This window comes from Sporosarcina trichiuri, assembly GCF_030406775.1.
GTDB classification, from domain to species: Bacteria; Bacillota; Bacilli; order Bacillales_A; family Planococcaceae; genus Sporosarcina; species Sporosarcina trichiuri.
Genome location: NZ_CP129119.1, coordinates 585,449 through 606,696 on the forward strand (window position 1 = coordinate 585,449; position 21,248 = coordinate 606,696).

Annotated in this window: 17 protein-coding genes and 1 tRNA gene; 14 read left to right on the top strand and 4 right to left on the bottom strand. The window is 56.6% G+C overall.

The genetic code is table 11. The features are described from left to right. Positions 1–144 precede the first annotated feature (144 nt). From QWT68_RS03225 to cydC, 4 genes are read left to right on the top strand one after another with little or no spacing between them, the layout of a single operon-like run. Positions 145–1,548 (top strand): cytochrome ubiquinol oxidase subunit I, encoded by a 1,404-nt coding sequence (locus QWT68_RS03225; protein WP_040286224.1) that lies wholly within the window; start codon positions 145–147, stop codon positions 1,546–1,548. Beyond that, entirely contained in the window at positions 1,535–2,551 is a 1,017-nt protein-coding gene (cydB, locus tag QWT68_RS03230) for a cytochrome d ubiquinol oxidase subunit II (protein WP_290149506.1), read from the top strand. Before QWT68_RS03225 ends, cydB begins: the two co-directional genes overlap by 14 nt. 2 nt (positions 2,552–2,553) lie before the next feature. Next, a complete protein-coding gene (gene cydD / locus QWT68_RS03235) occupies positions 2,554–4,278 on the top strand; it encodes a thiol reductant ABC exporter subunit CydD (RefSeq protein ID WP_290149509.1) in 1,725 nt (574 codons plus the stop codon). Then, positions 4,275–6,005 carry a thiol reductant ABC exporter subunit CydC gene (gene cydC, locus QWT68_RS03240; protein ID WP_040286227.1) on the top strand — a complete coding sequence of 577 codons (1,731 nt, stop codon included), beginning with the start codon at positions 4,275–4,277 and terminating at the stop codon, positions 6,003–6,005. Before cydD ends, cydC begins: the two co-directional genes overlap by 4 nt. 331 nt (positions 6,006–6,336) lie before the next feature. Here the strand turns inward: cydC and QWT68_RS03245 are convergent, their stop codons facing one another. Both QWT68_RS03245 and asd read right to left on the bottom strand, forming a co-directional pair. Further along, positions 6,337–6,822, bottom strand: a complete 486-nt coding sequence (locus tag QWT68_RS03245; RefSeq protein WP_040286228.1) for a DedA family protein — start codon at positions 6,820–6,822, stop codon at positions 6,337–6,339. Positions 6,823–6,863: 41 nt separating this feature from the next. Beyond that, on the bottom strand, positions 6,864–7,640 hold the full coding sequence (asd, locus tag QWT68_RS03250) for an archaetidylserine decarboxylase (protein ID WP_040286229.1): 777 nt from the start codon (positions 7,638–7,640) through the stop codon (positions 6,864–6,866). A 45-nt stretch (positions 7,641–7,685) separates the two neighbouring features. Between asd and pssA the strand changes: the two genes are divergently transcribed. The 4 genes from pssA (at position 7,686) to recQ (ending at position 10,817) form a co-directional block, all read left to right on the top strand. After that, positions 7,686–8,219 (top strand): CDP-diacylglycerol--serine O-phosphatidyltransferase, encoded by a 534-nt coding sequence (gene pssA / locus QWT68_RS03255; protein ID WP_040286230.1) that lies wholly within the window; start codon positions 7,686–7,688, stop codon positions 8,217–8,219. Between the two features lie 96 nt (positions 8,220–8,315). Next, positions 8,316–8,406: transfer RNA gene (locus QWT68_RS03260), tRNA-Ser, on the top strand. A gap of 141 nt (positions 8,407–8,547) precedes the next feature. After that, on the top strand, positions 8,548–8,979 hold the full coding sequence (locus QWT68_RS03265) for a hemerythrin domain-containing protein (RefSeq protein ID WP_040286231.1): 432 nt from the start codon (positions 8,548–8,550) through the stop codon (positions 8,977–8,979). A gap of 65 nt (positions 8,980–9,044) precedes the next feature. Then, the gene (gene recQ, locus QWT68_RS03270) at positions 9,045–10,817 is read left to right on the top strand and encodes a DNA helicase RecQ (protein WP_040286232.1); all 1,773 of its coding nucleotides are present in this window, start codon (positions 9,045–9,047) and stop codon (positions 10,815–10,817) included. Between the two features lie 78 nt (positions 10,818–10,895). Here the strand turns inward: recQ and QWT68_RS03275 are convergent, their stop codons facing one another. Then, a complete protein-coding gene (locus tag QWT68_RS03275) occupies positions 10,896–12,050 on the bottom strand; it encodes an MFS transporter (protein ID WP_290149514.1) in 1,155 nt (384 codons plus the stop codon). A gap of 206 nt (positions 12,051–12,256) precedes the next feature. Between QWT68_RS03275 and QWT68_RS03280 the strand changes: the two genes are divergently transcribed. The 3 genes from QWT68_RS03280 to argF all read left to right on the top strand — a co-directional run bounded on the left by QWT68_RS03280 (position 12,257) and on the right by argF (position 15,503). Beyond that, a complete protein-coding gene (locus QWT68_RS03280; protein WP_290149516.1) occupies positions 12,257–13,243 on the top strand; it encodes a diaminopimelate dehydrogenase in 987 nt (328 codons plus the stop codon). A gap of 77 nt (positions 13,244–13,320) precedes the next feature. Beyond that, positions 13,321–14,409, top strand: coding sequence for a M42 family metallopeptidase (locus QWT68_RS03285; protein ID WP_040286235.1), 1,089 nt, complete (start codon positions 13,321–13,323; stop codon positions 14,407–14,409). Between the two features lie 134 nt (positions 14,410–14,543). Further along, positions 14,544–15,503 (top strand): ornithine carbamoyltransferase, encoded by a 960-nt coding sequence (gene argF, locus QWT68_RS03290; RefSeq protein ID WP_244898687.1) that lies wholly within the window; start codon positions 14,544–14,546, stop codon positions 15,501–15,503. Between the two features lie 47 nt (positions 15,504–15,550). Here the strand turns inward: argF and sspI are convergent, their stop codons facing one another. Continuing rightward, positions 15,551–15,766: a small acid-soluble spore protein SspI gene (gene sspI, locus QWT68_RS03295; RefSeq protein ID WP_290149517.1), complete on the bottom strand. Its 216-nt coding sequence runs from the start codon at positions 15,764–15,766 to the stop codon at positions 15,551–15,553. Between the two features lie 90 nt (positions 15,767–15,856). Between sspI and QWT68_RS03300 the strand changes: the two genes are divergently transcribed. From QWT68_RS03300 to pheT, 3 genes are all read left to right on the top strand, one after another. After that, positions 15,857–16,624, top strand: a complete 768-nt coding sequence (locus QWT68_RS03300) for a TrmH family RNA methyltransferase (RefSeq protein WP_290149518.1) — start codon at positions 15,857–15,859, stop codon at positions 16,622–16,624. 666 nt (positions 16,625–17,290) lie between these two features. Continuing rightward, positions 17,291–18,328 (top strand): phenylalanine--tRNA ligase subunit alpha, encoded by a 1,038-nt coding sequence (gene pheS / locus QWT68_RS03305; protein WP_290149521.1) that lies wholly within the window; start codon positions 17,291–17,293, stop codon positions 18,326–18,328. A 12-nt stretch (positions 18,329–18,340) separates the two neighbouring features. Then, positions 18,341–20,752: a phenylalanine--tRNA ligase subunit beta gene (gene pheT, locus QWT68_RS03310; RefSeq protein ID WP_290149523.1), complete on the top strand. Its 2,412-nt coding sequence runs from the start codon at positions 18,341–18,343 to the stop codon at positions 20,750–20,752. The last annotated feature ends 496 nt before the right edge of the window (positions 20,753–21,248 follow it).

Below are 21,248 nucleotides of genomic sequence, written 5' to 3' on the forward strand. Positions count from 1 at the left end.
GACATGTGTCAACATTTCTACAAAGGATACCGAAACAGCCCGGAAGTTTACAGCTTTGTAACAGATCCTCCGCTGATTGCTCACAAAGTATTTTAGCTTTTAATTTATAATGGAGTCAGATTGAGTGTGAGGGGAGAGATAGGGATGGAAGAGGTTTTACTCGCAAGGATCCAGTTCGCATCGACAACGTTGTTCCACTTCATTTTTGTTCCGCTGTCGATCGGGCTGGCGCTGATCATCGCGATCATGCAGACACTCTACGTAGTGAAGAAAAAAGAGATATATATGAAGATGACGAAGTTCTGGAGTGTGTTTTTCCTCATCAACTTCGCGATCGGTGTTGTGACGGGGATCTTTCAGGAGTTCCAATTCGGCATGAACTGGTCGACCTATTCCCGGTTCGTCGGGGACATCTTCGGGGCACCGCTTGCAGTGGAAGCACTGCTTGCCTTCTTCCTGGAGTCGACATTCATCGGGATCTGGATCTTCGGTGCCCATAAGCTGTCCAAGAAAGTCCACTTGGCATCGATCTGGCTCGTATCGATCGGTACGGTGCTGTCCGCTTTCTGGATTCTGGCAGCCAACTCGTTCATGCAGAACCCGGTCGGCTATCAGCTGCAGAACGGCCGCGCGGAGATGAATGATATTGTCGCGCTGCTGACGAACGAAAAACTGTGGGTTGCATTCCCGCACACGATCTTCGGGAGCATCGCAACGGGCGCATTCTTCGTCGTCGGTGTCAGTGCGTTCTATCTATTGAAGAAACGGCAGACCGATTTCTTCAAAAAGTCGATTGGTATCGGACTTCTTGTCGGGATGGTCGGCGGACTCGGATTGGCATTCACTGGCCACTCGCAGGCACAATATCTGATGCATGCACAGCCGATGAAGATGGCTGCAGCGGAAGGTCTGTGGGAAGACAGCGGAGACCCGGCCGCATGGACGGTCATCGCGAAGATCGATTCCGACAAGCAGGTCACGACCCAGCGGCTGGAAATTCCGTATTTGCTCAGTTATCTGAGCTACAACGAGTTTTCCGGTAAAGTATTGGGCATGAATACATTGAATGACCAGATGGTCGAGAAGTACGGGGAAGGCAATTACATCCCTCCTGTCAAAACGACATTCTGGAGTTTCCGGATCATGGCCGGAACAGGCGGTGTGCTGGTCATGGCAAGTCTGCTCGGACTGTTCCTGCTATTCCGCAAGAAGATCGCTGCATCCTCCTTGTACTTGAAACTGATGATCCCGGTAATCTTCCTGCCGTTCATCGGCAACTCGTTCGGCTGGATCATGTCCGAGATCGGACGGCAGCCATGGGTGGTCAACGGGCTCATGAAGACGGCGGATGCCGTATCGCCGAACGTCTCGGCAGGGCAGATCCTGTTCTCGCTCATTTCGTTCTCCACCATCTATGCGATCCTCGGAATCATCATGGTCGTGCTGTTCGTGAAAGTGATCCAGCGCGGACCGGAAGAACGCAAACAAGAAGACGTATCGGTAACAGATCCGTTTAACGTAGGAGGCGTGACAAATGGCACTAAGTGATTTGTGGTTCGTATTGATCGCGGTCCTGTTCATCGGATTCATGATCTTGGAAGGGTTCGACTTCGGAGTTGGCATGGGAACGAAATTCCTGGCCAAGACAGAACGTGAAAAACAATTGCTCATCCATACGATCGGACCTGTATGGGATGCGAACGAAGTGTGGCTCATCACAGCGGGCGGTGCGATGTTCGCCGCGTTCCCGCACTGGTATGCGACTGTTTTCAGCGGGTATTACATGCCATTCGTCCTGCTGCTGATCGTCCTTATCGCACGCGGTGTCGCGTTCGAGTTCCGTGAGAAAGTGGATTCCCCGAAATGGATCGCCGTCTGGGACTGGTCGATCTTTGCGGGGAGCATCGTGCCGCCGTTCCTCCTCGGTGTGCTGTTCTCCAGCATGCTGAAAGGGATGCCGGTCGATGGGGACATGAACCTGCATGCTGGGTTCGCTGATTTTGTCAACATCTATACCGTTGCAGGCGGAGTGGCTTTCGTCCTGTTGTCCTACCTGCACGGCCTGCTGTTCCTCACGTTGAAGACGGAGGGACCGATGCGGAAACGGGCGAAGGAAGCAGCGCTCAGGATCTATTGGGCTGCCGGCATTGTCCTTGCGGTATTCATCGGTCTGACAGCCGTCTATACGGACGCTTTTGCAAGCCGTCAGGCCATTCTCATCCCGCTGTTCGCAGTTGTGCTCATCCTGTATGCCCTGCTGCATCGTCTTATCAAAAAAGGCCGGGAAGGGTTCAGCTTCACCGTAACTGCGGTCACGCTGGCTGCTGTGACGGCTTCCTTCTTCATCGGCCTGTTCCCGAACGTCCTCGTGAGCACGATCGACTCGGCGTTCAATATGACCATCAAAGCGTCTGCTTCGGGTGAGTATTCCCTGAAATTGATGACGTTCGTCGCGCTGACGATGGTGCCGATCGTCATCGGCTATACAATCTGGAGTTATTACGTCTTCCGTAAGCGTCTGACAGAAGACTCGGAGCATCTGGAGTACTGATGATGGACCGGGACCTTCTGCGGTTCAGCGGCGGCAGGAAAGTGTTTTTCCTGACAGGTGTGCTGACCGTCTTGCAGGCGGCAGCAATCATCGTGCAGGCACTATCCCTGTCTTCAGCCATCACCCGCCTGTTCCAGGGGGCTGAGTGGAAAGGGGCCGCTGGGTCGTTCGCGCTGTTTTTCGCTGCTCACGCAGTCCGCCACTTCCTACAATGGGCGAAGGAGCGGATTGCATTCCGCTTTGCCGACCGCATCGCGCGTTCCTATCAGGATCAGCTGACGGACGCACTGATGAAGGACGGCACAGGCATGGTTGCAAGACAGGGCACCGGTTCCCTGCTGACACTGACATTGGAAGGGGTCCCGAAATTCCGGAAATACGTCGAGCTGTTCATCCCCCGTTCGGTGGCGATGGGGGTCACGCCGCTCGTCATCCTGATCTACATCTTCACTGCCGACATCATGTCGGGTGTGACCCTTCTGATTGTCATGCCGATCCTCGTCGTGTTCATGATCCTGATCGGCATGCTGACACAGAAGAAAGTCGACGATCAGATGGGCACCTACCGGCAGCTGTCCACCCATTTCGCGGATTCCATCCAGGGGATCGAGACACTGAAGTTCCTCGGACGGAGCAAATCGCATGAGCGCAATATCGCAGAGGTGAGCGACAAATACCGCATTGCGACCAACCGGTCCCTCCGGTATGCGTTCTTGTCGTCGTTCGCGCTCGACTTCTTCTCAAGCCTGTCCGTCGCACTCGTCGCGGTCGAGCTCGGACTGCGCCTCATCAACGGCGGCATCGGCTTGGAAGCTGCGCTGTTCATCCTGATCCTGGCGCCCGAGTATTTCCAGCCGGTCCGTGATCTCGGCAGCGATTTCCATGCGACGATGGACGGGAAGGATGCAGCTGCGGAAATCCGCCGGCTGCTCGCAGACAGTGCGGCTGCCGCAACGGAGGCCGGTCCGGAACTGCCAGCCGGGTCGGCGGCTGAACGATTCACCGCCGAGCATATCGGCAGAATCGGTGACCATGGTCTTGAAATCACACGGGATCTGAGTTTTTCGATAACCGGTAAACAGAAGGTCGGGATCGTCGGCGCCTCCGGATCGGGGAAGTCCACGCTCATCGATATGCTTGCGGGCTTCACTTCACCCGATTCAGGACTGTTCCGGGTGGGTACGGTGGAGAGTGCTTCCCTGAAGCATCCTTCGTGGCGCAGCCAGGTGACCTATATCCCGCAGCATCCGACAATCTTTTCCGACACCCTCGCCGGCAACATCCGCTTCTATCATCCGCAGGCCAGTGATGCGGAAGTGGAAGAGGCGGCACGGAAGGCAGGGCTGTCCGCTCTGGCTGCCGAGCTGCCGGGCGGATACGGGGAGATGATCGGTCAGGGCGGCCGGCCGCTGTCGGGCGGCGAAGAGCAGCGGGTCGCCATTGCAAGGGCACTCCTTGACGAATCGGATGTGCTCCTGCTCGATGAGCCGACCGCGCATCTGGATATTGAGACGGAACACGAAGTGAAGCAGCTGCTGCTGCCGCTTCTCGAGGACCGGCTCGTGTTCTTTGCGACACACCGGCTGCACTGGATGAAGGAGATGGACTGGATCCTTGTGATGGAGGACGGACAAATCGCTGAACAGGGGACGCATGAAGAGCTGCTAGCGCAAAATGGTGTCTACAGCAAGCTTGCGGCCGCACAGCGGGAAGGGATGATTGCATGAACCACGTCACCGGATTCGTGACCCCGTATGTGAAGAAGTACTGGAAACTGATGTCGTCGTCCGTCCTGCTGGCTTTCCTGTCCCTGCTGTCCGCTTCGCTCTTGATTTTCGTGTCAGGCTATCTCATTTCCCGGTCATCCGAACGGCCGGAGACGATACTGCTTGTCTATGTGCCGATCGTGCTGGTCCGGGCGTTCGGACTGTCCCGGGCCGTCTTCAGTTATGCGGAGCGCATGACCGGCCACAATGCGGTGCTGAAAGTGCTGTCCGACATGCGGATCCGCTTGTACCGGGCACTCGAGCCGCAAGCGCTGTTCATCCGCTCGCGCTTCAAGCGCGGCGATCTGCTCGGTACGCTTGCGGATGATATCGAGCACTTGCAGGACGTCTACATCCGGACGATCTTTCCGGTCGTCAGCGGACTGGTCCTGTTCCTGTTCGCAACGGTCTCGCTGTCCGTCTTCGACTGGAAGTTCGGCCTGTTCATCGGCCTGTGCCTCAGCGTGTTCGTCTTCGTCTATCCGCTGTACTCGCTGCGTATCCGCAAGCGGCACATGCAGCGGTCGAAACAGCAGCATACGCGGCTGTACCATACACTCGGTGATGCGGTGTACGGCATCCGGGACTGGCTGATCAGCAGCCGTTCCGCCGACTTCCTTGAGAAGTTCGGGGCTGAACGGGATGCGAGCTACTCTACGGATCTGGACATCACGCGCAAAGACCAGGCAAGGACGCTGCAGCTCCAGCTGTTTTCCGGTATCATCACCGTGGTTGTCGGTATCTGGGCGGGGATCCAGGCGGCGGACGGTGTGATCACACCTGTCTATATCGCTGCATTCACACTGGTGACACTGCCGATCATCGAGGCGCTTATTCCGATTTCGAATGCCATGGAGCGGATTCCGGCTTATGAAGAGGCGTTCACCCGTCTCCGTTTCACGGAAGAGACCGCAAGTCAGATACGGGAGACCGAAGACCCGCTGCCGGTGCCTGCTGGGCCGGTCGGCATTTCGATCAGCGGGGCATCCTATTCCTATCAGGAAGGTGCCAGGAAAGCGCTCAGCGATATGACACTCTCGATCGGTCAAGGGGAACGGATCGCTGTACTCGGGAAGAGCGGTGCAGGGAAATCGACGTTTCTCAATCTGCTGCTCGGTGCCTTGGAGCCTGATGCCGGGACGATTGCAATCGCTGGACAGCCGCCATCATCCTACGGCGATCATATCCACCAGCTCGTCAGCGTCCTGAACCAGAAACCATACTTGTTCGGCACGACGATCGAAAACAATCTGCGTCTCGGTAAACCGGATGCGTCCGCTGAGGAACTCGACGCGGCCATCCGCCAGGTCGGTCTCGAGGAATACATCCGCCGTCTGCCGGACGGTCTGCAGACACAGACTGAGGAAGCGGGCCGCCGCTTCTCGGGAGGGGAACGCCAGCGTCTCGCGCTCGCCCGCATTCTGCTGAATGATACGCCGGTCGTCATCGTGGACGAACCATCCGTCGGCCTCGATCCCGAGACAGAGCGTAATCTGATCCGCACGATGCTGGACAGCCTGAAAGGAAAAACGGTCATCTGGATCACCCACCATCTGATGGGGATGGAACTGATGGACCGCATCATTTTCCTGGAAGACGGGCGGATCGCACAGGAAGGCACACACGAGGAGCTGCTTAGGAAATCCGGGCGGTACCACCGGCTCGTTGAACTGGACAGAGGTATATGAAGAAACAGCTGCAGTACACATCAATCAGGACTGATGAGTACTGCAGTTTTTGTTTTATACGGCACTTTCATTAAAGGAGAGTGTGCCGATAATAGAACTTGAAAGAGGGTGGGGAACAAAATCAGTTCATCGATTTAAACAGATAGGGGCAGCAGGGTGCCAGCAATGGAATTTATCGAGCTGAGCTATGCGGGAGCCCGGTGGATGAAAATATTTGTGCCGTCAGCTTAGCAGGGCGACGCTTTCTGGACAGGAATCCGGATTACCCGGCACATGAAAAAAGCCGGCCTGCTGGGTTCAGTGAATCTGCAGGGCGGCTTTTGTACAGTTATCAGAACGGCCAGCCGAAGAGGTAGCCGAGTGAAACACAGAGAATTCCGGAGACGACAGTGCCAAGCGAAGAGAACAGCATGTACCGCTGGACGTTCATGCCGCTGATGCCGGAGAAGCAGCAGACGAAGTGCCGCATGCCGGGGACGAAGAAGCCGAGTGTAACCGTCCAGGAACCGTACCGGCTGAACCAGCGTTCCACCCGGCCGACACGCTTTTCGGATAATCCGATCCATTTCCCGAACCGTTCGATGATCGGCCGTCCGATTTTCTTGCCGATCGTATACGTGACGAGCGTGCCGATGAACACCCCGACAATCGCAATCAGCAGGGCGCTTGCAAGGCTCAGCAGACCGGAAGAAGAAAGGTAGCCAGTAAAGATGATGACGACTTCATCCGGCATCGGCAGACCGAAGATACCAAGTGACAGGAACACGAATACAATGAAATAACCGTATTGGATAATATAGTCTTGCAGCAAACTCATGATATCCCTCTTTTGCCGTTTCTAAGCTGATCAGCGCACATTTACTGCCAATATCCGATCGTCTCGCCCGTCCGGACGGGGCCTGGATGTCCGACCGCCGGCGTGAATGGGGAGTCGCCTGCAGTGAACAGGAGAATCGTCGAGCCGAATGAGAAGAATCCGAAATCTTCCCCTTTGACCGCTTGTTTGTCAGATGAATAGAGCTGTACGGAGTTTACATTAAGAGCACCCACTTTGACAAGTGCCAGTTTGTCGAATTGTGAAGACAGTTCAGTGATCAGGCGGTAATTTGTCTCGAATGGCCGGTCGCCGTGTGTCAGCCCGAAGCCGTTCACCGGATAGGAAACAGTCCCGAGTGCATAGCGGCTGGTGACAGTGCCGTCAGCGGGGTAATGGAAATGATGGTAATCCGCAGGTGACAGGTAGAAGACGAAATACCAGCCGTTTTTATATTGGGATGCCCTCTGTTCATCCATGAAGATTTGATTTATACTGTAGGTATGACCTTTTATTGTAAATTGGTGCCCGTCTTCAACACGGCCGAACGAACTCAGAAAGCCGTCCGCAGGTGAGACGAGTGCTTCCGGCGACGGATCGAACGGTCTGGCACCAGTGCGCAGCCGGCGCGTGAAATAGTGCTGCAGGCTGCCGTAGGAAGTTCGCGGGTGCTCGATTTCGCTTTCATCTATACAATATGCTTTCGAATAGACGGAAATCAGCGGTCTGCTCAGGCGGGAGGCGGAAATTTGCCGCAGCAGTGCGGAAGCAACCGGGCTGCCGGTCAGTTCGACAAATTTTTTCAGCAATCTTTTTTTCATAGGATTCACCATCTTCAGCTAGTATAGAATACAAGGAGGCACAATATGTTTTCATTCAGATATTTTGATTATACTAAAGTGAAGGCACAATTGGCGAATGCCATCACTTTGATCAATTTAAGTTTCGGCGCAATCGCGATTCTGCTCATTTCGAAGGATTTGTCCCATATGAGCCTGGTGTTCATCTTCCTGGCGGCGCTGTTCGACAGGTTCGACGGCATGACCGCCCGGCACTTCCATACGGAATCGGCATTCGGAAAAGAACTGGACTCGCTCAGTGACATCATTTCGTTCGGTGTGGCACCGGCCCTGCTGATCTACCACACGGCACTGTCCGGCATGCTGTGGGTCGGCATCGCGGCGACGATCATCTACATCGCTGCCGGCGCAGTCCGCCTTGCACGCTACAATGTGGAGGAATTTGACGGCTCGTTCCGCGGCATCCCGATCACGGCAGCAGGTGTCATCCTGACCGTTCTCTATTTCGCGATTCCGTACGTCGGCGCTCCGTACTTCGTCATTGCCATGCTCGTTCTGTCCTATGCGATGGTGAGCAACGTGAAAATCGCGAAGATGTAAGGAGCAGTCTCCCTGTGCCGCAGAAAATTTTGCGGAACGGGGATTTTTTTATTGTCGGCTGCTTTTTGTTTGTGATATACTATATCTCGTTCTGATGGAGACGTACCCAAGAGGCTGAAGGGGGCTGACTCGAAATCAGCTAGGGCGTGCAAGCGCCGCGGGGGTTCAAATCCTCTCGTCTCCGCCATACATACCGAAAACCGCCGCTGCTCTGTGCAGCCGGCGGTTTTCTGCTTTTCCGGCTGCCGTCCGTATGCCGTGTCCGTTTCTTTCTGGGCCCGTATCTGGTATTCTAATACTAGACAATACGATTGAAAGGGTGGAGACAATGGCAGGTCCGGCACTGAAACAGCTGCAGTCCCACAGGGCGATCCACGAAGGCGGCTTATCCGGCGCAGTCGGCAAGACGGAGATGCTGATCGAGTTCCTCCAGCAGGGCGATCAGAAGAATGCGGAGCGCGCTGCGGACGATCTGATCGATTATTGGAAGACACGTGTGATCAGCCATGCGGATGCGGAAGAGGAAGGGTTCTATCTGGAAATCAAGGAAGAGGATCCTTCACTCGAAAAGGCAGTGACCCAGCTGACGCGCGATCATGACATCATGCGCCTGGTCGTGGCGGATATCGAGCAGCTGAAGGAGACGGAAGGGATCAGCCCGACGGTCCTGCAGAAATTCTACGCGCTTCTCGTCGTCAATGAACTGCACAGCCGCGAAGAAGAGCGGCTGCTGTTCGAGGAGAATAATCCCGGGAGCTGACAGACAGTCGACAGCACGCCATTCGTCCGATGAATGGCGTGTTTTGAACGGAAGGAGGTCATAGGATGATGGAGCAGGCGCTCGGCGTACTCGAAGAGAAATTCGGCTACCCCTCGTTCAGGGCAGGCCAGGAACAGGTCATCCAGCTCGTCATGGACGGCTCGGACGCCCTTTGTGTCATGCCGACCGGCGGCGGTAAATCACTGTGCTACCAAGTGCCGGCCATGCTGATGGAAGGGACGGTCCTCGTAATATCCCCACTCATCTCACTCATGAAAGACCAGGTGGATGCCCTCTGGCAGCTCGGCATCCCGGCTGCATACATCAACAGCACACTGTCCACGGAAGAATACTTCGGTACGCTAGAGAACGCGCGGGACGGCCACTACAAACTGCTGTACATCGCACCTGAGCGGCTTGAATCCGAGTCGTTCATGCGTGAGCTCGGCCGCATGAAAGTGCCGATGATCGCCATCGACGAAGCCCACTGCATCTCGCAATGGGGACACGATTTCCGGCCGAGCTACCGCAATATCAGCCGGGTGCTTAATTGTTTCGATGAAAAACCGGTCTTGCTTGCCCTCACGGCAACAGCGACACCGACCGTACGGGAAGACATCCGCGAACAGCTCGGCATTCCGCAGGAACAGACGGTGCTGACCGGCTTCGAGAGGGGCAACCTGACGTTCACGGTCGTGAAAGGCGAGAACCGCGAGAAGTTCATCAAGGACTACGTCAGCAAGAACAAGGACGAAGCCGGCATCATCTACGCGGCAACGCGGAAAGCGGTCGAAAGTGTGCACGATCAGCTCGCACGCAGCGGTGTCGCGGTCGCCAAATACCACGGCGGCATGGACGATTATGAACGGCAGCGCGAACAGGACCGGTTCCTGAATGACGAAGCATCCGTCATGGTGGCGACGAACGCGTTCGGCATGGGAATCGACAAATCCAATATCCGCTACGTCATCCACTACCAGATGCCGAAGAACATGGAGAGCTACTACCAGGAAGCCGGGCGTGCCGGGCGGGACGGACTCGACAGCGAGTGCATCCTGCTGTTCGCCTCCCAGGACATCCAGACGCAGCGGTTCCTGATCGAGCAGTCGCAGGATCCGTCGCGCATGCGTTCAGAAACCGAGAAACTGCAGGGGATGATTGACTACTGCCATACGGAGGACTGTCTCCAGCAGTACATCATCACCTACTTCGGCGAACAGGAACCGCCGCCGTGCGGACGCTGTGCGAACTGTACGGATACCCGCGAGCAGCTCGACGTCACACTCGATGCCCAGAAAGTGCTGTCCTGCGTCATCCGTATGGGGCAGCGGTTCGGCAAGACGATGATCGCCCAGGTGCTGACAGGCTCCCGCAACAAGAAACTGCTCGAGTTCCGGTTCGACGAACTGTCGACATACGGACTCATGAAAGGGAAGAATGCCAAAGAAGTGGCGGATTTCATAGAGTTCCTCATTTCGGCGAACTGCCTGTCCGTCGAGAACGGCCAGTTCCCGACCATCCAAGTGGCGGAACGGGGGAAAGACGTTCTTCTCGGTAAAGAGAAGATCGGGCGGAAAGGATCGTTCGTGACGAAACAGCTGACCGAAGATGACCCGCTGTTCGAGCGGCTGCGCCAGCTGCGCCGCACACTCGCCCAGGAAGCGGGCGTTCCGCCATTCGTCATCTTCTCGGACAAGACCCTGAAGGACATGGCCGCAAAGAAACCGCGGACAGCGGACGAATTCCTCGATGTCAACGGGGTCGGCCAGAGCAAACTCGAATCATACGGCGAAGTGTTCATCACAGAAATCGAGTCGTTCGGTCTCCAGGAAGCCTGACTGTATAAGTGAATGCATGCAAAAACCGCAAGCCTTGGCTCAATAGCTCAGGGCTTGCGGTTTTTGCATGTTGTCCAGTCAGGGCCGGACAGGGGACGACTGCTTACGCATCAGGCCGTAGATCGTGTAGACAGCGACGATCAGCAGCACGATGCCCGTAACGATGAACGCGGAGCGGTACTCGAGATCGAGCGCACCGATGACGTAGGAGCCCGCCACGACACCCATCGAGAAGAACGCATAGAAATAGCCATACGCCCGGCCGCGGGACGCGGGACTCGAGGAATCGATCAGCAGGGAGTTGATGGACGGGAACAGGAACGCGAACCCGACGCCATAGACGGACATCGTGCCGAACAGGCTGGCCAGATCATCCGCACCGCTCAGCAGCAGCATGCTGACGCCCATGAGCGAGATCCCGAACGCCAGCGTGATCATCGGACGCACACGGTCGAAGATCCGGTTGATCGGCAGCAGGAACACGAGAATGGCGATCACGCCAAACGTGCTCAGCAGCATCCCGGTCGTTTTCGTCTCGAACCCGAGCGCCTCGACTTTGAGCGGCAGGATGAGCGCAAGCACCCCCTGTGAGAACATGAGGAAGAAGGCGCCGGCAAACGCCCGCTGGATTCCCCTGTTGCGGAACAGTCCCCGGACTTCCTTGCTGTCCGGCTTCGCTGATGGCTTCTTTCCGCGCTTAAACGTCCTCAGGAAGACGATTGCGCATGCTGCCAGGATTACCATGATGACCCCGTTGATGAGCATGATGCCGGGCGTCGTGATCTTTGAAGATATGATCCCGCTGTACGCGGGCCCGGCAATGGCGGCCAGGCCGACGAACGCACCGGAAATTGCTGTACTCTTGCCGCGCTTTTCAGGTTCCGCCCGGTTTGCGAGGAACGTGAACGCCGCCGGGATGATCAGACCGTTCGTGAATCCATGGACAAACCGGATGGCAACGAGCAGCCACGGCGCATGCACCGCCGAATACAGGCTGAGGGAGACCGCGTTCATGAACAGACCGATCAGCAGGATCAGAAACGGCCCGCGCCGATCGGTGATGAATCCCGAAAAGATGTTGCCGAAGACATTTGCGAGCGAATATGTACCGACGACCAGGCCGGCGATGAACGTCGTCGCGCCGAGGGACAGCGCGAACGGACTCATGATCGGCAGCTGGGAAAACAGATCGAAAAAGGAGAAGAACACGATCAGGTAGACAAAAAAACGCATACGAACGCCTCGTTTCAAATAATCATGTATCCAGTCCATTTTAGCATGCCCGCTATGTATTTCAACGGAACGGGGCCTCCTCCGGCGTGCAGGTGGATGAATTGTGACGGAATGATGAGGGAAGGGTCGGCCGGAAGAAAATATGGCAATCCGGCCGAAGAAGATGTAAAATAACGAATTATAAAAAAGGGGATGGGGATGAGGTCATGGTAAACGCAATACGCATCGGCATCGCAGGGTACGGCAATTTAGGAAAAGGCGTGGCGCATGCAGTTGCCCAACAGCCGGATATGGTTTGTGCCGGAATCTTCACACGCCGGCCGGCGGCATCGATCGAGCCGGTGAACAATAAAGTACCTGTCTATCCTATGGATGCAATCGAGCAATATGCCGACAAGATCGATGTCATGGTCCTTTGCGGAGGGTCGCGGTCCGATCTGCCTGAACAGGGCCCGGCACTCGCCAAGTGGTTCACGACTGTCGACAGTTACGACACACATGCCAAAATACCGGAATACTACGCTGCACTCGATGACGCGGCATCGGCAGCCGGCACGACCGCTGTCCTGTCCGTCGGCTGGGATCCCGGCCTGTTCTCCATCAACCGTCTGTACGGGGAGACGGTGCTCGCAGACGGGGCGACGTATACGTTCTGGGGCAAAGGGCTGAGCCAGGGACACTCCGATGCAGTGCGCCGCGTCGAAGGCGTCTCGCAGGCTGTACAATATACGATTCCATCGGAGGAAGCGATCGCAAAAGTGCGGGCAGGCGGGGCGCCTGAACTGACGACAGGCGAAAAGCATACGCGGGAGTGTTATGTCGTCCTTGAAGAAGGCACCGATGCAGCGAAAGTCGAGGAAGCGATCGTCACCATGCCCGATTACTTCGCGGATTACTCGACGACTGTGCATTTTATCACAGCGGAAGAGCTGGCGGCAGAACACAGCGCCATGCCGCACGGTGGATTCGTCATCCGGTGCGGAAACACCGGCGCCGGAAGCCGCCAGGTGATGGAATACTCCCTGACGCTCGACAGCAATCCGGAATTTACGTCGAGTGTCCTGACCGCCTATGCACGCGCAGCGCATAAGCTGTCCAGGAGCGGCCAGCACGGAGCGAAGACGGTATTCGATATCGCACCCGGCCTGCTGTCACCGAAAGATCCGGCACAGCTGCGGAAAGAATTGCTGTAAGCGCACACACCAAACTTTGATTATATGAAAATTTGTATTATACTAGCAGTATCTTTTTACTTAGGGGGACGAAAGAGTTGGCGAAACTGGATGAAACACTGACAATGCTGAAAGACTTAACGGATGCAAAAGGGATCGGCGGCAACGAACGTGAACCGCGCGACGTCATGAAGCGCTACATCGAACCGTATGCCGATGAAATCGACCAGGACGGACTCGGTTCCCTGATCGCGAAGCAGACAGGCGAGACGGACGGCCCGAAAATCATGGTTGCAGGCCACTTGGATGAAGTCGGCTTCATGATCACCCGGATCGACGAAAAAGGGTTCCTCAGCTTCCAGACGGTCGGCGGCTGGTGGTCGCAGGTCATGCTCGCACAGCGTGTAACGATCGTGACGCGCAAAGGGGATACGGTCACAGGCGTGATCGGTTCGAAGCCGCCGCATATCCTGTCGCCGGAAGCGCGCAAGAAGCCGGTCGACATCAAGGATATGTTCATCGATATCGGTGCATCTTCGCGCGAGGAAGCGGCAGAGTGGGGCGTGGCTCCCGGGGACATGGTCGTACCGTATTTCGAATTCACGGTCATGAACAATGAGAAGTACCTGCTCGCAAAAGCATGGGATAACCGGATCGGCTGTGCCATCGCGATCGACGTCATGAAGGCGCTGAAAGAGGAAGGGCATCCGAACACGCTGTTCAGCGTCGGAGCGGTACAGGAGGAAGTCGGCCTGCGCGGAGCAGGCACGGCCGCCACGAAAATCAAGCCCGATATCGGCTTTGCGGTCGATGTTGGCATTGCCGGCGACACACCAGGGGTATCCGTCAAAGAGGCGGCTTCCAAAATGGGGGACGGCCCGCAGATCATCCTCTATGATGCGTCCATGGTCGGACACAAAGGGCTGCGCGATTTCGTCGTCGATACAGCCGAAGAGAACGGAATCCCGTACCAGTTCGACGCCATAGCAGGCGGCGGCACGGATGCAGGCTCCATCCACTTGAGCGGCAATGGGGTTCCGTCGATCGCCATCACGATCGCAACCCGCTACATCCACAGCCATGCAGCGATGCTCCACCGGGATGACTACGAGAATGCAGTGAAATTGCTGACGGCCGTCATCAAAAAGCTCGACAAAGATACGGTCATGAAGATTACAGCTGAATAATAAAGGGAAGAGACAGATTGTGAGAGCGATCTGTCTTTTTCATATACAGGAATGTATAAAAATACAGTTGACTTTATATTTATTCATACTTATACTGGGAACAACGAATCTTACACATGGAGGATGATGCGATCATGACAAGCCCATTGGAGATGAAATACACAGAGAAGAAACTGAAAGGCATGGACTTTTTGACCGTCACCGATTTCACTGCGGATGATCTCTATTACTTGCTGGACAAAGCCGTCAAGATGAAGAAAGATTTCGAAGCAGGCAAGGGAAGTCAGCCGCTTGCAGGCAAGACGCTCGGCATGGTGTTCGAGAAGAATTCCACACGCACACGAATTTCGTTCGATGTCGGCATGAACCAGCTTGGCGGACACTCACTCATGATGAATCCGAACGACCTGCAAATCGGCCGCGGCGAAACGATTGCAGACACTGCGAAAGTGTTTTCGGAATACTTGGATGCCGTCATGATCCGTGCAAATTCACATGACATGGTGAAGGAATTTGCGGAGAATGCGGATATCCCGGTCATCAATGGGCTCACAGATAAGTTCCACCCATGCCAAGCGCTTGCGGATCTGCTGACGATGCTCGAAGTGAAAGGCAAACTGGCCGGTCTGAAGGCAGCGTATATCGGGGACGGCAATAACGTCGCGCACTCCCTTCTGCTTGCCTGTGCAAAGATGGGCATCGATACGGCGATCGCGACACCTGCCGGCTACGAAATGGATACGGACGTCGCACAGGAAGTCGAACAGGAGGCGAAAGAAGCCGGCGCTGTGTTCACGCAGACAACCGATCCAGCAGAAGCAGCAGCGGATGCCGATTTCCTCTATACCGATGTTTGGGTCAGCATGGGGGAGGACAGTGAGAAGGAAGCGCGCCTAAAAGCGTTCGAAGGGTATCAGATCGATGAACAGCTGGCGAAGCATGCGAAACCGGATTACACCTTCATGCACTGCCTGCCGGCGCACAGAGGGCTGGAAGTGTCCGCAGATGTGATCGACGGCAGCCACTCGGTCGTGTTCCAGCAGGCGGGCAACCGTATGCACGCCCAGAAATCACTGCTCGCCGCCTTGTTATAACAACAGAAAAAGACTGTCAGCGCCCCAGTCGGCGCGACAGTCTTTTTTCATTGTCCGGCGGCGAATGCCTGCTCAAGCTCACCGGTGATCTTCATCTTTTCCTGGTCATCTGCGCGCTGCCACAATTTTTCGAAGAACACACCGAGTCCCGGCAGCAGATGTTCTTCGCCGCGCTGGATGGCATCGTCGACGACGCCTCTGATATCCTGAGCTTTGTTATTCGTCATATTGGCGGAGATGGCATCCCTGATCTGAAAGTCCATGCAACCTGCCTCCTTTCCCGTATCCTTGCACTCAGTATCGCCAAGCGTGCCGGTCTTTGATACACTAAAAACAAAAAGGAAGTTTTGGATATGGGGAAACGAATCGAATCACCGCAGAACGCGCTTGTGAAACATTGGAAGAAACTTGTGTCGACCCGGAAAGAACGGGACCGCTCGGAAGAATTCGTGCTGGAAGGGTTCCACCTCGTGGAAGAGGCACTGAAACAGAAGGACATCGTGCTGCATGTCATGGTACGGGAAGACGTCGAACTCCCCGCAGGCATGGACATCCCGGATGCAAAACGGGTCGATATCACGAAACCCGTGGCGGCGGAAATTTCGGAGACCGAGCATCCGCAGGGGCTCTTTGCGCACTGCAGGCAGCCGCTTGCATCCGACGGTCAGTATGATGCCTGGAAACGTGTCCTGCTGATCGACGCTGTCCAGGACCCGGGCAACGTCGGCACGATGATCCGGACAGCGGATGCTGCCGGCATGGATGCCGTCATCCTTGGAAAAGGGAGCGCCGATCCGTATAATCCGAAGACCGTCCGCTCGGCGCAGGGATCGCATTTCCATATCCCCGTCGTCCGCGGCGACCTGGCGGAATGGATCGGCCGGGCGAAAGAGAACGGCCTCCGTGTGATCGGAACGGGTCTTGACCAGGCGAAGGACCATTATGACGCCGACGTGTCCGATGCCTTCGCGCTGCTCGTCGGCAATGAAGGCGCCGGTGTCGCGCCTGAGTATCTCGGCGAAGCGGACACGATCGTCAAGATTCCGCTGTACGGTGACGCGGAGTCGCTGAACGTCGCGGTCGCCACGGGCATCCTGCTGTACACATATGCCCGCAGGTGAGCCGGCCGGCTGTTGAAGTCCGGGACGGAATCCGCTATACTGGAGGGGTATACAAGCTTCACGACACGAAACGCCTTGACCGGGAAGAGGCAACAGCATCATCGGCGCCAGGGAGTCCGCACCTTGACTGGAAGTACGGACGGCCGACACTGTTACTGTTCACCCCGCGAGCGGCCGCCGGGACCAGCCTAGCTGGAAAAGGCGCGACGGCACCGGACCGTTATTCCGAAGTTGAGTGATCATGCACCAGTCTGCATGATAATCAGGGTGGTACCGCGACTTCGTCCTCGTCCCTTTTCCAGGGGCGGGGTTTTTATTTTGGATGAAACCAGAGAGTGAACGGTGTTGATTTGCGTTCCGGGAGGACGCTTTCCGGTGGGCGAGCATCAAGCCAAGCGAACAGCGAAGGGTTCGCTTTGCCGTATTTCTGCGAACTTGGCAGAAATTAAGGCATCCTTTGCTCACAACGCTTCGCTTTTGCTCGCAGAAGCCGTTCGCTGTAACGGCTTCCGCTGATCCAGGGCCAACAGGATGTTGGTCCTGCAGCCGTTGCCGCAGGACGCGGCGTCTTAGGCTGCCCCGGAGTCGCCTCCCTGCACTCCAATCAACGGAGAGTCGGACACCAATGAAACGACCACTAATGAGAAGAAGGAAAGGGGTATTGCTATGGAACAGCAGTTGGAACAGTTGAAACAGGAAGCATTGCAGAAGATCGAAGCGGCGTCTTCGGTTAAAGAGCTGAATGATGTGCGCGTTGCGTATTTAGGGAAGAAGGGGCCGATCACGGACCTCTTGAAAGGCATGGGGAAACTCCCTGCGGAGGAACGTCCGAAGATGGGGGCCCTCGTGAACGTCGTGCGGGAGACTGTGACGACGGAACTCGAGACCAAGATGGCGCAGCTGGAAGAACAAGCGGTCAATGAAAAGCTCGCGAAGGAGACGATCGATATCACGCTGCCGGGCCGTCCAGTGAAACTCGGCAACCACCACCCGCTCACCCGGGTCGTCGAGGAAATCGAGGACTTCTTCATCAGCATGGGTTACGAAATCGCAGAAGGGCCGGAAGTCGAGAAGGACTACTTCAACTTCGAAGCGCTGAACCTGCCGAAAGGCCACCCGGCGCGCGACATGCAGGACTCGTTCTACATTTCGGAGGACGTGCTGCTGCGCACGCACACCTCGCCGGTACAGGCACGGACAATGGCTGCGAAAGAAGGCGAAGCCATCAAGATCATCTGTCCGGGCAAAGTGTACCGCCGCGATAACGACGACGCGACGCACTCCCACCAGTTCACGCAGATCGAGGGCCTCGTCGTCGGTGAAGATATCCGCATGAGCGACCTGAAGGGGACGCTCGCCCTGTTCGCGAAGAAGATGTTCGGCGAGGAGCGGGAAATCCGCCTGCGCCCGAGTTTCTTCCCGTTCACGGAGCCGTCCGTCGAAATGGACATCTCCTGCTTCAAGTGCGGCGGGGAAGGATGCAATGTCTGTAAGAAGACGGGCTGGATCGAAATCCTCGGTGCCGGTATGGTGCACCCGAACGTGCTCGAGATGGCGGGCTATGACCCGGCCGTCTACACCGGGTTCGCGTTCGGCATGGGGCCGGAACGGATTGCGATGCTGAAATACGGCGTCGAGGACATCCGCCATTTCTTCACGAACGACATGCGATTCATATCACAATTTCACCGCACAGAAGCGTAAGGAGGAGACACCATGTACGTATCAACGAATTGGCTGAACGATTATACAGATATCAGCGGCGTTTCCAAGCAGGAACTTGCCGAAAAGATCACACGGGCCGGCATTGAAGTCGACTCGATCATCGACCGTGCAGAAGGCCTGAAAAACATTGTCGTCGGCCACGTGGAATCATGTGAAAAGCATCCGGAAGCCGACAAACTGAACATCTGCCAGGTGAACGTCGGTGAAGAGACGCTGCAGATCATCTGCGGCGCACCGAACGTCGCGGCAGGGCAGAACATCGTCGCAGCGCTCCCGGGCGCACGGCTGCCGGGCGGCGTGAAGATCAAGAAAGCGAAACTGCGCGGCGAAGTGTCGAATGGCATGATCTGCTCGCTGCAGGAGCTAGGGTTAGAAGGGAAAGTCGTGCCGAAGCAGTATGCGGAAGGCATCTACGTGCTGCCGGAAGACGCAGTGCCGGGGACGAATGCGCTTGAAGTGCTCGGTCTCGACGACGTCATCCTGGAATTCGACCTGACGCCGAACCGCTCGGACGCCCTGAGCATGCTCGGTGCAGCGTACGAGGTCGCTGCGATTTTATCCCAGGACGTCAAACTGCCGGAGATTTCGATCGAGGAATCGTCCGAGCTGGCGTCGGACGCGCTGTCCCTGCGTGTGGACGCGAAAAAAGACAACCCGATGTACGTTGCGAAAGTCGTTAAAGATGTCAAAGTCGCGGAATCACCGCTCTGGCTGCAGAACTATCTCATGGCGGCAGGCGTCCGTCCGCATAACAACGTCGTTGATATCACGAACTTCGTGCTGCTGGAATACGGCCAGCCGCTGCATGCGTTCGACTACGACCGGCTCGACACGAAGGAGATCGTCGTCCGCCATGCGCAAGAAGGCGAGATGATGACGACACTCGACGATGCGGAACGCACATTGAACGCGAACCAGCTCGTTATCACGAACGGGAAAGAGCCGGTCGCGCTCGCAGGTGTCATGGGGGGAGCGAACTCCGAGGTGCATGACGGCACGACGACCGTGGTCATCGAATCGGCGTACTTCGCACCGGCCTCCGTCCGCCAGACATCGAAGGAAGTCGGCCTGCGCAGTGATGCGAGCGTCCGATTCGAAAAAGGCGTCGATCCGAACCGGGTGGCGGAAGCCGCAGAACGTGCAGCCCAGCTCATGGCGGACCTCGCCGGCGGCACCGTGCTCGCAGGCTCGGTCGTGTTCGATGAGCTCGACAAGACACCGGTGCGCATCATCCTGTCGCCGGACTACGTCAATCAGCGACTCGGCATGAAGATCCCGATGGACGAGATGATGTCGATCCTCGAGCGGCTGCAGATCCCGGTCGAAGCGGTCAACGGCCAGCTCGTCGTCGATGCACCGACACGCCGTCAGGACCTGCGCATCAAAGAAGACCTGATCGAGGAGATCGCACGCCTGTATGGCTACGACGAAATCCCGGCAACGCTGCCGGTCGGCGAAAGCGTACCGGGCGGACTCAACAGCAGCCAGCAGAAGCGCCGGCTCGTCCGCCGTTACTTGGAGAATGCTGGACTGTACCAGGCGATCACGTACTCGCTGACGTCCCGGGAAGAATCCCAGTCGTTCGCATTGGAAACGGCACCCGTGACGGAACTCCTCATGCCGATGAGTGAGGACCGCAGCGTGCTGCGCCAGAGCCTGCTGCCACATCTGCTGGAAGCGGCGACCTACAACGTCGCACGCCGCATCGATACCGTTTCGCTGTACGAAACCGGCTCCGTCTTCCTCGGCACGGAAGAGGACGGCCTGCCGAAAGAAGTGAACCATGCGGCAGCCGTCATCACCGGCAAATGGGTCGACCAGCCATGGCAGCAGGAAACGAAGAAAGTCGATTTCTTCGTCATGAAGGGCATCATCGAAGGTCTCATGGACGTACTCGGCCTGGCGGACCGCGTGACGTATGAAAAAGCGTCGCATGCGGGTATGCATCCCGGCCGGACAGCGGACATCATGCTCGACGGAGTCCGTGTCGGCATGCTCGGCCAGCTGCACCCGTCCGAGCAGAAGAAACGCGACCTGAAAGAGACGTACGTGATGGAGCTCAACCTGTCCGCGCTGCTCGCAGAACAGACCGAACCGCTCGTGTACACACAAGTACCGCGCTACCCATCGATCTCCCGCGACATCGCACTCGTCGTGCCGACCGACGAATCGGCCGGCAGCCTGATAGCGGTCATCAAAGAAGCCGGCGGCGCTTTGTTGAAGGACGTGACGGTTTTCGACCTGTACGAAGGCGACAACGTCGAAGCCGGCAAAAAGTCGCTCGCATTCTCGCTCACGTACTTCGATCCGGAGCGCACGCTGACTGACGAAGAAGTCGTTGCAAGGCACGAGAAAGTACTGGAAGCTCTGAATACGAAATCTGGCGCTGTATTGCGCGGCTGAATGGATGAATAGGAAAAGCGGAACGGGGAAGGGCTCCCGTTCCGCTTTTTGAGATGGTATGCTTCCGCGCGAGCGCTCCATTCTGCCGGCTAAGCGATCCATTCACCCGGTTAACCGTTCATTTTGACTGGCGAAGCGATCCATTCCCCAGGCTCCATTCCGCTGCCCGACCGCTCCATTCCCGCGGCAAAACAGCCGAGCCAAACCCTCTCCATTGCGCGATCAATAGAGACTCGTCAAATTAAAACCGAGATTGAATGGTGGGCTCCGCTGCGCTTCGCCTTTTCTGTTGGTGAGCAGCAGGGCAGGAAGTGTCCATTGCTAGGGGAGCGCTCAAGAAGGGGCCGGAACGCTCAAGAGACGGGCAGAAACGATCAAGTTTCCGTCGAAACGCTCAAGCAACATAGGAAACGCTCAAGCAGCGTCCTAAACGCTCAAGCAAGCAGCAAGTCGCTCAAGTGGGTCACTCACGCGCTCAAGCATACCTTACAAGCGC

Excerpts from the sequence above, each read along its gene's own strand:
- asd (WP_040286229.1), bottom strand. The coding sequence starts at position 7,640 with ATGAAAAAAAGATTGCTGAAAAAATTTGTCGAACTGACCGGCAGCCCG.
- QWT68_RS03225 (WP_040286224.1), top strand. The coding sequence starts at position 145 with ATGGAAGAGGTTTTACTCGCAAGGATCCAGTTCGCATCGACAACGTTG.
- QWT68_RS03280 (WP_290149516.1), top strand. The coding sequence starts at position 12,257 with ATGGTAAACGCAATACGCATCGGCATCGCAGGGTACGGCAATTTAGGA.
- sspI (WP_290149517.1), bottom strand. The coding sequence starts at position 15,766 with ATGGACTTTCAGATCAGGGATGCCATCTCCGCCAATATGACGAATAAC.
- QWT68_RS03245 (WP_040286228.1), bottom strand. The coding sequence starts at position 6,822 with ATGAGTTTGCTGCAAGACTATATTATCCAATACGGTTATTTCATTGTA.
- argF (WP_244898687.1), top strand. The coding sequence starts at position 14,544 with ATGACAAGCCCATTGGAGATGAAATACACAGAGAAGAAACTGAAAGGC.
- pheT (WP_290149523.1), top strand. The coding sequence starts at position 18,341 with ATGTACGTATCAACGAATTGGCTGAACGATTATACAGATATCAGCGGC.
- recQ (WP_040286232.1), top strand. The coding sequence starts at position 9,045 with ATGATGGAGCAGGCGCTCGGCGTACTCGAAGAGAAATTCGGCTACCCC.
- cydB (WP_290149506.1), top strand. The coding sequence starts at position 1,535 with ATGGCACTAAGTGATTTGTGGTTCGTATTGATCGCGGTCCTGTTCATC.
- pheS (WP_290149521.1), top strand. The coding sequence starts at position 17,291 with ATGGAACAGCAGTTGGAACAGTTGAAACAGGAAGCATTGCAGAAGATC.
- QWT68_RS03265 (WP_040286231.1), top strand. The coding sequence starts at position 8,548 with ATGGCAGGTCCGGCACTGAAACAGCTGCAGTCCCACAGGGCGATCCAC.
- QWT68_RS03275 (WP_290149514.1), bottom strand. The coding sequence starts at position 12,050 with ATGCGTTTTTTTGTCTACCTGATCGTGTTCTTCTCCTTTTTCGATCTG.
- cydC (WP_040286227.1), top strand. The coding sequence starts at position 4,275 with ATGAACCACGTCACCGGATTCGTGACCCCGTATGTGAAGAAGTACTGG.
- QWT68_RS03300 (WP_290149518.1), top strand. The coding sequence starts at position 15,857 with ATGGGGAAACGAATCGAATCACCGCAGAACGCGCTTGTGAAACATTGG.
- cydD (WP_290149509.1), top strand. The coding sequence starts at position 2,554 with ATGGACCGGGACCTTCTGCGGTTCAGCGGCGGCAGGAAAGTGTTTTTC.
- pssA (WP_040286230.1), top strand. The coding sequence starts at position 7,686 with ATGTTTTCATTCAGATATTTTGATTATACTAAAGTGAAGGCACAATTG.